The sequence below is a fragment of the Enterovibrio norvegicus genome (assembly GCF_002876705.1).
In the GTDB taxonomy this organism is placed as follows: domain Bacteria; phylum Pseudomonadota; class Gammaproteobacteria; order Enterobacterales; family Vibrionaceae; genus Enterovibrio; species Enterovibrio norvegicus_B.
This window is the reverse complement of the sequence record NZ_MDAG01000013.1, coordinates 480,125-492,701: the sequence shown is the minus strand read 5'-3', so window position 1 is coordinate 492,701 and position 12,577 is coordinate 480,125. Positions and strand designations below refer to the sequence as shown.

At 48.1% G+C, this 12,577-nt stretch carries 11 protein-coding genes; 5 read left to right on the top strand and 6 right to left on the bottom strand.

The genetic code is table 11. The features are described 5' to 3' along the window. Window positions 1-67 precede the first annotated feature (67 nt). Genes oppB through oppF form a run of 4 tightly spaced genes read left to right on the top strand, consistent with a single transcriptional unit; the run spans window position 68 to window position 3,884 of the window. Window positions 68-988: an oligopeptide ABC transporter permease OppB gene (gene oppB / locus BCT27_RS09695; RefSeq protein WP_102317768.1), complete on the top strand. Its 921-nt coding sequence runs from the start codon at window positions 68-70 to the stop codon at window positions 986-988. Window positions 989-999: 11 nt separating this feature from the next. Continuing rightward, window positions 1,000-1,914, top strand: a complete 915-nt coding sequence (gene oppC, locus BCT27_RS09690; RefSeq protein WP_017015927.1) for an oligopeptide ABC transporter permease OppC — start codon at window positions 1,000-1,002, stop codon at window positions 1,912-1,914. Window positions 1,915-1,923: 9 nt separating this feature from the next. Beyond that, window positions 1,924-2,889: an ABC transporter ATP-binding protein gene (gene oppD, locus BCT27_RS09685; protein ID WP_102391142.1), complete on the top strand. Its 966-nt coding sequence runs from the start codon at window positions 1,924-1,926 to the stop codon at window positions 2,887-2,889. Continuing rightward, a complete protein-coding gene (gene oppF / locus BCT27_RS09680; protein ID WP_017015928.1) occupies window positions 2,889-3,884 on the top strand; it encodes a murein tripeptide/oligopeptide ABC transporter ATP binding protein OppF in 996 nt (331 codons plus the stop codon). Before oppD ends, oppF begins: the two co-directional genes overlap by 1 nt. A 97-nt stretch (window positions 3,885-3,981) precedes the next feature. Here oppF and BCT27_RS09675 read toward each other — a convergent pair whose 3' ends face one another. The 5 genes from BCT27_RS09675 to BCT27_RS09655 all read right to left on the bottom strand — a co-directional run bounded on the left by BCT27_RS09675 (window position 3,982) and on the right by BCT27_RS09655 (window position 9,136). Continuing rightward, window positions 3,982-5,115 (bottom strand): ribosomal protein uL16 3-hydroxylase, encoded by a 1,134-nt coding sequence (locus BCT27_RS09675; protein WP_102391143.1) that lies wholly within the window; start codon window positions 5,113-5,115, stop codon window positions 3,982-3,984. Between the two features lie 137 nt (window positions 5,116-5,252). Then, complete coding sequence (gene purB, locus BCT27_RS09670) at window positions 5,253-6,623, bottom strand: adenylosuccinate lyase (RefSeq protein WP_102395660.1); 1,371 nt, start codon at window positions 6,621-6,623, stop codon at window positions 5,253-5,255. A gap of 21 nt (window positions 6,624-6,644) precedes the next feature. Then, complete coding sequence (hflD, locus tag BCT27_RS09665; RefSeq protein WP_102317763.1) at window positions 6,645-7,265, bottom strand: high frequency lysogenization protein HflD; 621 nt, start codon at window positions 7,263-7,265, stop codon at window positions 6,645-6,647. A 13-nt stretch (window positions 7,266-7,278) separates the two neighbouring features. Then, window positions 7,279-8,391 (bottom strand): tRNA 2-thiouridine(34) synthase MnmA, encoded by a 1,113-nt coding sequence (gene mnmA / locus BCT27_RS09660; RefSeq protein ID WP_102395659.1) that lies wholly within the window; start codon window positions 8,389-8,391, stop codon window positions 7,279-7,281. Window positions 8,392-8,476: 85 nt separating this feature from the next. Next, window positions 8,477-9,136, bottom strand: a complete 660-nt coding sequence (locus BCT27_RS09655; RefSeq protein WP_102395658.1) for a pseudouridine synthase — start codon at window positions 9,134-9,136, stop codon at window positions 8,477-8,479. A 224-nt stretch (window positions 9,137-9,360) separates the two neighbouring features. Between BCT27_RS09655 and icd the strand changes: the two genes are divergently transcribed. Then, window positions 9,361-10,611 carry an NADP-dependent isocitrate dehydrogenase gene (icd, locus tag BCT27_RS09650; protein WP_102395657.1) on the top strand — a complete coding sequence of 417 codons (1,251 nt, stop codon included), beginning with the start codon at window positions 9,361-9,363 and terminating at the stop codon, window positions 10,609-10,611. A 236-nt stretch (window positions 10,612-10,847) separates the two neighbouring features. Here the strand turns inward: icd and BCT27_RS09645 are convergent, their stop codons facing one another. Next, complete coding sequence (locus BCT27_RS09645) at window positions 10,848-12,335, bottom strand: cytochrome-c peroxidase (RefSeq protein WP_102395656.1); 1,488 nt, start codon at window positions 12,333-12,335, stop codon at window positions 10,848-10,850. Window positions 12,336-12,577 lie beyond the last annotated feature (242 nt).

Here is a 12,577-nt window from a genome sequence, read left to right as displayed (position 1 = left end):
GGCTGTTCTCCATGCGCCTGTAGCCCAACTGCGGGCGCATGTTTTTTTGAGCATAGTGAGATGCTTTATGTTTAGATTGATTTTTACGCGAACTTTGGAAGCAATACCGACCTTGCTGGTATTGATCACCATCTCTTTTTTCCTCATGCGTTTTGCACCCGGCAACCCATTCTCTTCAGAAAAAACACTGCCGCCGGAAGTCATGCAAAACATCAATGCAAAATATGGTCTAGACAAGCCTTTGCATGAGCAATACACCACGTATTTAGGAAACATTCTTCAAGGCGATTTTGGGCCTTCCTTTAAATACAAAGATTACACCGTTAATGAGCTCGTCGCCTCTGCGCTGCCTGTGTCTGCCAAAGTGGGTTTCTATGCTTTTTTGCTTACAGTGGTGGCAGGCGTTGCCATCGGAACGTTTGCAGCGTTGCGGCAAAACAGTTGGGTGGACTATGTGGTGATGTCGACCTCCATGCTCGGGGTCGTGCTGCCTTCCTTTGTGTTGGCTCCCGTTCTTATCTATATCTTCTCGATTGGTCTGGGTTGGTTACCTGCCGGTGGATGGAACGGCGGCGCTATTGAATACATCATCTTGCCCGTATTAGGCATGTCATTTCTGTACATCGCGACGTTTGCGCGTATTACCCGCGGAAGCATGATTGAAACCTTGAACAGTAACTTTATCCGCACCGCGAAAGCGAAAGGGTTAAGCATGCCTTACATCATCATGAAGCATGCGCTACGCCCTGCAATGTTACCGGTTGTTTCTTATATGGGGCCTGCATTTGTCGGCATCATCACGGGCTCAGTGGTTATCGAAACCATCTTTGGTCTGCCAGGCATCGGTAAATTGTTTGTGAATGCCGCTTTCAACCGCGACTACTCGTTGGTGATGGGCATTACCATCCTGATTGGTGCGTTGTTCATCATCTTCAATGCCATCGTCGACATCTTGTTAGCGTGGCTAGATCCGAAGATTCGTTATTGAGGTTTTGAAATATGCTATTGAACAAAGAACAAAATAACGAAGCTATCGATAACTTCTCTGCTCAGCTGGAAGTCGAGGGCCGAAGCCTTTGGCAAGATGCTCGCCTTCGCTTTATGCGAAACAAAGCGGCAATGACGAGCTTGTTTATTCTTGCGGTTATTACCCTTTGGGTGATTGTTGGTCCGTTCTTTGCGACTTACGCCTTTGATGATACAGATTGGTATGCCATGCATGCAGCGCCTTCACTGGGTGCTGAAGGACACGTTTTTGGTACCGATGCCCTTGGCCGTGACATATATGTCCGTACCCTTGTGGGTGGCCAGATATCACTGATGGTGGGTTTGATGGGGGCTTTCGTGGCCGTCATTATTGGTACCGTGTATGGTGCGACGTCGGGCTATATCGGTGGCCGCACTGACCGTGTGATGATGCGTATTCTGGAAATTCTGAACGCCATTCCTTTCATGTTCTTGGTGATCGTATTAGTCACCTTCTTTGGCCGAAACATTGTTCTGATTTTCGTTGCCATCGGTGCCATTGCTTGGCTAGACATGGCGCGGATTGTGCGTGGTCAAACCTTGAGTTTACGTAATAAGGAATTTATCGAAGCGGCACACGTCAGTGGCGTGAGCACGCGAAATATTATTCTCCGACATATCGTGCCAAACGTTTTGGGTATTGTTGCGGTGTATTCAACGCTGCTTATTCCAAGCATGATCTTGATTGAGTCTTTCTTGAGCTTCCTTGGCTTAGGTGTGCAAGAGCCGATGACGAGCTGGGGTGCGTTGTTGCAAGAAGGGTCGCAAACCATGGAGTTGGCCATTTGGCAGCTCATTTTCCCAACATTGTTCATGGTCACCACCTTGTTGTGCTTCAACTACGTGGGTGATGGTTTGCGTGACGCGCTGGATCCGAAGGATCGATAAGGAGGAAGTATGAGCCTATTAGATGTAAAAGATCTGCGCGTGGAATTTAAAACTCAAGATGGGTTTGTCACCGCAGTGAATGACTTGAACTTCTCCCTCGATCGCGGCGAAACGCTGGGTATCGTTGGTGAGTCTGGTTCAGGTAAGAGCCAAACCGTGTTTTCTATCATGGGTCTATTGGCGAAAAACGGCATTGTTAAAGGCAGTGCCAAGTTCGAAGGCAATGAGATTCTGAATTTGCCTGAGAAGGAACTGAATAAGATCCGCGCTGAGCAGATCGCGATGATTTTCCAAGACCCAATGACGTCATTGAACCCTTACATGAAAGTCAGTGACCAGTTAACCGAAGTGCTTATGTTGCACAAGGGAATGGGGAAAACGGAGGCATTTGAAGAATCCATTCGTATGCTTGAAGCGGTGAAAATCCCGGAAGCGCGAAAACGCATTCATATGTATCCTCATGAGTTCTCAGGCGGTATGCGCCAGCGAGTCATGATTGCGATGGCACTGCTGTGTCGACCAAAACTGTTGATCGCGGATGAACCCACCACCGCATTAGATGTCACGATACAAGCACAAATCATGCAGCTATTGAACGAGCTGAAATCTGAGTTCAATACCGCCATTATCATGATTACTCATGATTTGGGCGTCGTTGCCGGCTCGTGTGACAAAGTGTTGGTGATGTATGCTGGCCGAACGATGGAGTACGGCAGTGTTAACGAAATTTTCTACACGCCAAGCCACCCTTACACAGAGGGACTGTTGAAGGCGATTCCACGTTTGGACACGGAAGGTGAGGTGTTGCCAACCATTCCAGGGAATCCACCGAACTTGCTGAAACTACCACCGGGCTGTCCGTATCAAGATCGTTGTCACCGTGTGAGTGATCACTGTAAGCAAGAATCTCCGATTCTGACGCCGTTTGGCGAGGGCCGTCTTCGTGCGTGTTTTTCTGATCAGGAGGCGTGGTAATGGGTGTGATGGATAAAAAACTCTTATTGGATATTGAAGACCTAAAAGTGCATTTCAATATCGCTTCCAAATCAATGTGGCCTTGGGCGAAACCTGCGGTATTGAAAGCGGTTGATGGCGTCAATATTCGCCTTTATGAAGGTGAGACGCTGGGCGTTGTGGGCGAGTCGGGTTGTGGTAAATCCACTTTTGCGCGCGCAGTCATTGGTCTTGTAGAAGCCACTGACGGGCAAGTGGTTTGGCTAGGCAAAGACTTAACCAAGCTGCATGGCAACGAAATGCGTGAGAAGCGCAAAGAGATCCAAATGATATTTCAGGATCCTCTCGCGTCGTTGAACCCACGAATGACCGTTGGGGACATCATTGCTGAGCCGTTGAAAACCTTCTACCCAGAGTTGTCGAAAGACGAGGTAAAAGCGCAAGTTCAAACCATGATGACGCGCGTGGGTTTATTGCCTAATGTGATCAACCGCTACCCGCATGAATTCTCCGGTGGTCAGTGTCAGCGTATTGGTATTGCGCGTGCTTTGATCTTAAAGCCAAAGCTGGTGATTTGTGACGAACCGGTGTCGGCATTGGATGTGTCTATCCAAGCACAGGTGGTGAACCTTCTGAAAGAACTGCAAAAAGAGATGGGCTTGAGCCTTATCTTTATTGCGCACGACCTGTCAGTGGTGAAGCACATTTCCGACCGCGTACTTGTTATGTACTTGGGGAATTCGGTCGAGCTTGCTGAGAGCAAAGCACTGTTTGATAACCCTCAACACCCTTATACCAAAGCTTTGATGTCTGCGGTGCCGATTCCCGATCCAGACAAAGAACGAAACAAAGAGATTCAATTGCTAGAAGGTGAATTGCCTTCTCCGATGAATCCGCCGTCGGGTTGTGTATTTCGAACACGTTGTCCGCAAGCAAATGAAGCGTGTGCGCAAAGAAAGCCTGCATTGGAAGGGACAGATCACCATTCGGTGTCATGCCTTCAAGTGTCGTTGTAAACGTCGTTTTTCCAAGCAAGGAAAACAAAAAAGCCTTCCATCTGGAAGGCTTTTTACTGGCTATGCCGTATGAGTATTTAACGCAATACAGGGTCGATTAAGCCTGCGGGTACCAATAACCTTGGTTGCAAAGGTCGAGCAACAACGCGAGCAATGCAGGGTTGTTGGCAATCGGGCCTAAATCTTCACCCGTAAAAGCTTCTTGGTCACACAACACACGCGCCGCAGCTTCACAACCTTCAGGCAGTTCGATTGATTCGCCGTTCAGGAAAATCACTGACAGGTCGTCCTCGTGGTAAAGCGCTTTTAGGCCTGAAACTTTCTCAAGCACCAAGTTCTCTTCCATGAATTGGAAAAGCTCATCCGCCGCCCATGGTGGCTCTGCTGGCATGATGTCTAGCTCATGGCGTGACTGGCTGAGTTGCTCGCCCATCCAGCGTGATTTCGCTTTCGGATCGTTCAACAATTTCATCAGCATGTTGTTCAACGCGTCAAACTCAGCGGTTGGGATCATGCCGTGTTCTTCACGGGTTTGCAGGTTGGGATCGTAGTAGTGAATGTCACCCAACTCATTCGTCAGCACGTAGTCTGCAAAGCCGCTCAGTAGCTCTAGCTTCTTCGGAGAACGGTAACCAATGGAGTAGCTCATCGACACATCGATGGTGTTCCCTTCATGCGGGAAACCTGGCGGGATATACAGAATATCGCCCGGCTCGAGTACTTCATCAATGATCGGATCAAAGCCTTCAATTTGACGCAATCCCGTGTGGTGGTTAGCGTCTTTGTAATCGCCTTTGTCACCCACGCGCCAACGACGTTTACCCATCCCTTGAATGATAAACACATCGTATTGGTCGATATGTGGGCCTACGCCGCCATTTGGCATAGATAGGCAGATCATCACATCATCAAACAACCAATTTGGTAGAACACGGAAGGGTTCTGCCAATTCGCGTAACCCTGGGTGCCAGTGGTTTGCCGCTTGAATAATCAGTTGAGAGTGGGTGTCAGGGAAGTCGTCGAAATTTTCGAAAGGGCCATGCTGGGCTTGCCAGTTGCCATCCAGGTTCGTGACGAAGCGCGAATCAATGTCTTCTTCCATCGCCAATCCCGCCAATTCATCTGGCGTGATTGGATCATCAAATTCAACGAAGCCGTTGCGAATGATGGTTGGCTTTTTGTGCCAATGCGTAGAAAGGAAGCTGTTTAGGTCGAAATTTAACTGATACATAAGGGTGTGCAGTTTTCTAAGAATGGGCTCAAGTATATACCCAAGCATGGTGAATATGCAGAGACGCGAGAGAAATAAAAAGCCCGGCAGAACCGGGCTTCAATCATTCTGCACGCTGTGGCAGAAAGAACAATCGCTTACAGCTGATCGGTCAGCTTAATCGCATCGCCGATGTAGTTCGCTGGGGTCATTTGCTTCAGACGTACTTTCTCGTCTTCAGGCAGATCCAGGCCATCGATGAATGCACGCATGCCTTCGCCGTCTACACGCTTACCGCGCGTTAGCTCTTTCAGCTTTTCGTATGGCTTCTCGATACCGTAACGACGCATCACGGTTTGTACTGGCTCTGCCAATACTTCCCAGTTTCTGTCGAGTTCAGCTTCAAGCGCAGCTTGGTTAACTTCCAGCTTGCTAATGCCTTTTAGGGTCGAGGTGTATGCAATGATTGCGTAACCCACGCCAACGCCAAGGTTACGAAGAACCGTTGAGTCAGTCAGATCGCGCTGCCAGCGAGAGATTGGCAGTTTTTGCGCCAAGTGGCCAAATACTGCGTTCGCTAGACCCAGGTTACCTTCTGAGTTTTCAAAGTCGATTGGGTTCACTTTGTGCGGCATGGTTGAAGAACCAATTTCGCCAGCAATGGTTTTTTGCTTGAAGTGACCCAGTGCAATGTAGCCCCACACATCGCGATCGAAGTCGATCAAGATAGTGTTGAAACGCGCAATCGCATCGAACAATTCTGCGATGTAGTCGTGAGGTTCGATTTGCGTTGTGTAAGGGTTCCACGTTACGCCAAGCGATTCAGTGATGAACTCTTCACTGAAACCATGCCAATCCACTTCAGGGTAAGCAGAGATGTGTGCGTTGTAGTTACCAACCGCACCGTTGATTTTCGCGAGGATTTCAACGTTTTCGATTTGCTTGTACTGACGTTCCATGCGGTATGCAACGTTAGCCATCTCTTTACCCATGGTAGAAGGAGACGCTGGTTGACCGTGTGTACGAGACAGAAGAGGCACTTCACGATATTCAAGAGCCAGTGCTTTAATCGCATCAATAACGTTGCGAATTTCTGGCAGAATCACTTCATCACGTGCTTCTTTAAGCATCAATGCGTGAGACGTGTTGTTGATGTCTTCTGAAGTACATGCAAAGTGGATGAACTCGTTAACAGCGTTCAGCTCGGCATTGCCAGCGACTTTTTCTTTCAGGAAATACTCAACCGCTTTAACGTCGTGGTTGGTGGTGCGCTCGATGTCTTTGATGCGTTGTGCATCAGCTTCGCTGAACTCGGCAGCGATTTGGTCTAAAAGCGCGTTTGCTTCTGCGCTGAACGCAGGTACTTCCTTGATAGCATCTGTTGCTGCCAGTTTTTGCAACCAACGAACTTCAACGATCGTGCGGTACTTCAATAAGCCAAACTCACTGAAGATTGAACGCAACGCAATCGTTTTCGTTCCGTAACGGCCATCCACCGGTGAAACAGCTGTCAGTGCTGACAGTTCCATGGTCTCTCTCCTGAATTAAAATTACGAATTTCGGGCTAAGATGATTTTGGCCTGCTCGATCATTTGTTTACGACCAAAGATAAGATGACGGCGTTTGCCGCCAACCTGACGCCAAAGCACGGCGCTTCGGATACCCGAAAGCAATAACGCACGTACTTTATGTTGTACGCCAGTGATTTGAAGCTGTGCTGGTGTGCCAGTCACTTGGATCCTTGGCCCTAGCGGGCTAATAGTATCCAAGTAAACACTGGCAAGGTTGCTTACCATTTGTTCATCAAGCAGGTCAAAGTGTTGAACCTGACGTTGGATGGTATCTAAGCGATCACCAAGCTGTGCGAGACTGTCGCGACGGCCGGATAGCTTACGTTCCAATGCCAGTATATTGATCAGATAACGAGTGAGCTCACTGCCACCAGGGCTGTTGTCTAACTCGTTAATGAGGGTCGTTAAACCAAGATTGAGGTTTTCTTCTTTACCGTAAACCTCAATGGTTGAAGCAGGGTTGGTGACGATAATACTGTTTAAGCTTGCGCCGAGCGTATCGCGATCACAGGTGCCTGTGCGAGCGACCTCTTGAACAAGTTTGACAGATTGACAGATACTCGCGAATGCGATGGTACGATCAAACAAAGTATTAGCCACTGACGATTGCTCCTTAAATACGCGCTTCGATGATGCCGCCGCCTAGACACACATCACCGGAATAAAATACGGCTGATTGACCAGGGGTAACCGCAGCTTGCGGTTCATCAAAGATGACTTTGATCTGGTCTCCATCAATTGGCTCGATGGTACATGATATGTCTGTTTGGCGGTATCGCGTTTTTACGGTGCACTTCAATGGTTCTGTCATTGTTGCGCGATCAACCCAATGAAGTTGAGCGGCGATCAAACCCTTTGAGAATAGACGTGGGTGATCATGGCCTTGAGCAACAATCAACACATTGCGTTCTACATCTTTATCAACCACATACCAAGCAGCTTCTAGGCCGCCACCGCCTTTTTGACCACCGATGTGTAGGCCTTTACGTTGACCCAGCGTGTGGTACATCAAGCCTTGGTGTTCGCCAATGGCATCCCCTTCGGTGGTTTCAATCACACCAGGTTGTGCTGGCAGGTATTTTGATAAGAAATCAGTGAATTTACGTTCACCGATGAAGCAAATACCGGTCGAATCTTTCTTCTTCGCGGTGATCAGGTCTTGTTCTTCTGCGATACGGCGAACTTCTGGTTTTTCTAACTCACCCACAGGGAACAGGCTGCGTGCAACTTGCTCGTGGCTTAGGGTGTACAAGAAGTAGCTTTGGTCTTTGTTGTTATCCACGCCGCGCAGCATTTGTGCGTTTTCGCCTTCCTGAGTTGGGAAGGTGCGACGTACATAGTGACCCATGGCAATGTAGTCAGCTTCAAGCACTTCATCAGCAAACTCTAAGAAGGCTTTAAACTTGATTTCTTTGTTACAAAGAATGTCTGGGTTAGGTGTGCGACCTGCTTTGTACTCTTTAAGAAAGTGTTCAAAGACGTTGTCCCAGTATTCAGCTGCAAAGTTAATGGTGTGCATCTCAATACCAAGCTTGTCGCAGACTGCTTGTGCATCGGCCAGATCTTCCGCTGCCGAACAGTACTCGTCGCTATCGTCTTCTTCCCAGTTTTTCATGAAAAGGCCCTCTACCTGATAGCCTTGCTGCTTCAGTAGATAAGCTGATACTGAGGAATCGACGCCGCCGGACATACCGACGATAACTTTTTTGCTGCTGTTATCTGACATGACGAAATTTCAAGCTCCAATTAAATCGGTGGCAGAGTTTACCAGAAACCTTCGCGCTGTTACAGATGAGAACTCAATCACATTTTCATTGTTTTTGAGGAAGAGAAACCTCTTTCCATTCACCCGGTTGCAGATCGTCGACCGTCCATTCTCCCATTCGATGACGAATCAAGCGCAGAGTAGGGTGGCCAACGGCTGCCGTCATTCTGCGTACTTGGCGGTTACGGCCTTCTTCCAAGGTGATCGCGATCCAACTTGTGGGGATGGAAGGGCGGTGGCGGATCGGCGGATTGCGATCCCAAATGGTCGGTTCTTGCATGAGCTCGATGCCTGCTGGCAATGTCCACCCATCGTTTAATTCGACACCGTCGCGCAGGCGGTTGAGAGAATCCTCACTTGGGATACCTTCAACTTGCACCCAGTAGGTTTTTGGTGATTTAGATTTTGGCTGCGTTAATCGTGCTTGAAGAATGCCGTCATTGGTCAGCACTAAAAGTCCTTCACTGTCTTTGTCGAGGCGGCCAGCGGCATAGACATCCTTCACAGGAATAAAGTCGGCTAACGTCGAATCTCTCGGTTCACCTGTGAACTGCGTCAAGGTGTTAAATGGCTTGTTGAAAAGGATGATTTTCGTCTGGCCTTTCGAGCGCGCAGGTTTATTGGAACGCAAGCGTGAAGTGCGTCGAGAATTTGGCTTAGAAGCGGATGTTTTTGCGCTTCTTTTTGTGGTGGTTTTAAACGTCATTAAATACTGTCAATCAGGTCAGGTAACAAATGAGACCTCCGTATTATACATGGAATAATGTGATTGGCGTGTTGCATGATTTACAGTATTCTTTTGCCCGCATGTTATACCAAACAGAACAATTACCTGTTGCACCAATTTGGAACAAATGGACGTTTCCGGTGTGCCAGAAAATTGCTCTGTTTGGTGAGCAAAAGATAACAAATGGACGCTAGGAGAATTAAATGGAAAGTAAAGTAGTCGTGCCAGCTGATGGTCAGAAAATTGCAGTAGAAAACGGCAAGCTGGTCGTTCCTAATAACCCTGTCATTCCTTACATTGAAGGTGACGGTATTGGCGTTGATGTTAGCCCTGCGATGATCAAAGTTGTCGATGCTGCGGTTGAAAAGGCTTACGGCGGTGACCGTAAGATCTCCTGGATGGAAATCTATACCGGTGAGAAATCAACCCAGATCTACGGCGAAGATGAGTGGTTACCTACTGAAACCCTCGATTTTATCCGTGATTACAAAGTAGCAATTAAAGGTCCTCTAACGACGCCAGTAGGCGGCGGTATCCGTTCTTTGAACGTAGCCCTTCGTCAAGAGCTTGACCTGTATATCTGTGCTCGCCCTGTTCGTTATTTTGAAGGCGTTCCAAGCCCGCTAAAACAACCTGAACTGACTGACATGGTTATCTACCGTGAAAACTCAGAAGATATCTACGCAGGTGTTGAATTCAAAGCAGGCACTGCTGAAGCAGACAAAATCATTAAATTCCTAAAAGAAGAAATGGGCGCAACCAAAATCCGTTTCGACGAGGAATGTGGTATCGGTATCAAGCCTGTTTCTGAGGAAGGTACTAAGCGTCTTGTTCGTGCAGCAATCCAGTACACTATCGACAACGATCGTGACTCAATGACGCTGGTTCACAAAGGCAACATCATGAAGTTCACCGAAGGTGCCTTCAAAGATTGGGGCTATGAAGTAGCAAAAGAAGAGTTCGGTGCTGAGTTGTTGGACGGTGGTCCATGGATGACGTTGAAAAACCCGAACACGGGCAAAGAAATCATCATCAAAGATGTCATTGCTGATGCATTCCTTCAGCAAATCCTTCTTCGTCCTGCTGAGTACGATGTGATTGCCACCATGAACCTTAATGGTGACTACGTGTCTGATGCACTTGCTGCACAGGTTGGTGGTATCGGTATCGCACCGGGTGCAAACATCGGTGATGGCATTGCACTGTTTGAAGCAACGCACGGTACTGCACCTAAGTATGCAGGTCAGGACAAGGTTAACCCTGGTTCACTGATCCTTTCTGCAGAAATGATGCTTCGTCACCTAGGTTGGATTGAAGCAGCAGACCTGATCATTTCTTCTATGGAAAAAGCGATCGCTAACAAGACTGTAACGTACGATTTCGAACGTCTCATGGACGGCGCAACGCTACGTAAGTGTTCTGAGTTTGCAGAAGACATGATTCAACAAATGTAATCCATAGGATTCACTTGTTTCTAAGCCCGGCAATCGCCGGGCTTTTTTATATTTAGGGTCTCGCTGTCTTAGCCTCGATTCCCATCTTGTTTCACTTCTTTGGCTCAATGCATCTCTTCGACTGGCGCATTTACTCAGTCTGATACAAAACCCTCGTCTTACTTCAATCACCCTTTCGATGTACACCTCATGTTGGATGTGCACAGAGGTGTTTGATGTACACAGAAGTGTTGGGTTTAGAGTGGTTGCAAGCTGATGTCGATTGCTTCAATGCGCAGGCCATCAGGGTCGATGTCATTATCGACGAGCCATGGCAACACACATTGGCGATCTTTCACGCAAGGGTCGGTCAAGGCGCGAAGAAAAGCGGCCAAGTCTTGAATATCTTCCTCATTGTAAGCGTGATTGTTGAGTTTACTGACACCAACAATTTGCTGAACAAACAAGATGTTTATTGCTTCTTGCGAATTGTTTTGCATATCACTTTGCTGAACAGAAGGCTGTGTACCGTCATATTGATAACGTGCTATGGCTACCGCAGGGTTCATATGATGGCGTATGGTGTCCTCTAAGGTGCTATATGCACCTGCGTGACCATAGGGGCCAGTGACCTCTACATTGAGCAGTGACGGCGTCCTGAAGGCGAATAAATCGTTAAAACGGTTGGTCTCTCGGTAACGTCCAAAATCATTTGTACGTGTATAGCTATCACCTTTACCTCGTCCTAGCTGTGGCATGGCGAGGTTATGAAAGCCTTCATCCGTCATCAAATTGCCGCTGTGGCAGTTTTGACAATTAAACCCGCCGACACTTTTACGAGAAAGAAATTTAAAAGCACCGCGTTTTTCCTGTGGCGTGAGTGCATCGGTATTGCCTTGAACATAGCCAAACCAAGGATTGTCCACAAAGACTTGAGATCGCATGTATTCAGCAAGTACTTCTCGAATTGACGCAGGGGTAATCACGTCGCCTAGTGGTGCATTAGGAAGGTTGAATGCTTGTCGAAAAAGCGTTGGCCAAAGGTTTAATGCTAACGGCTCACCTTCTCCTCGCATCCTCGCTGCCACGAGTTCTCGTGTGTCTTGATTTGATAATCCCTCTGCAAAGGTGAACCCTCGCATTTCTTCAAGCGTGATTTGTGGGAAGGCTGCTTGCGCGGTGCTGAGGTTGTTGCCGGCATCGGGATCTGGCAAGTCTTTGCCTGAATCCGGCGTACTCATGCCGCCAATCGCACCATGTTGGAAGGGGAGAGGCAGCAAGGCTTCAACACGTCCATCGTGGAATATGTGTTTGTCCCAAAAGCCAAGATTGAAACTTGTTGGGACATTTCGGGGCATCGTAGGGCCACCATCGTAGAAAGGCGCAGTTGCTCTGTGCTCACGCCCAGGGCCGAGCAGATTAGGATTTACTGTATCGACGCCTATTGCGATCGAGAGTGCATCAGCGCCGCCTAACATGGGGTGATGGCAAGAGACGCATGCAGTGTCGAAATTACCGCTTTGGATTTTACTGAAAAACAGCAGTTTCCCGAGTTGTGCTTTGGGTGTGGTAATGGAAGGCAGTGAGCGCGGAGAGCGCGGATCCCCCGTGAGGCTTAGTTGAGAAATTCGTTGTCCGAGTGCTGCGTCCAGCTCGGATTCAGAAGCGAAATTGAGGTTACCAGCGTTGGTAGGGATGGAAAAAAGGAATAGGAATCCCGCCAACCATAAGTCGGATATTTTCATCGAATAGCCCTTTGTCTAACAGATATGTAGCCCCAAGCATTATAAAAATGCTCGAGTATGTACCCAAACAATGAGATGGCCTTGTTTCGGTAGCGCTTACGAACGATGAGAGAGGTGTGCTTTTTGCGAATAGTGCTGAGTGATGAGAGCACTGTCTGAAAGAGAGCCTTTGCGTATCGTTGTAAATCTCACGGAATCCTGCATCTTCAAACTGCTTGAGCGTTTGTCTGAGCGATGTGTAT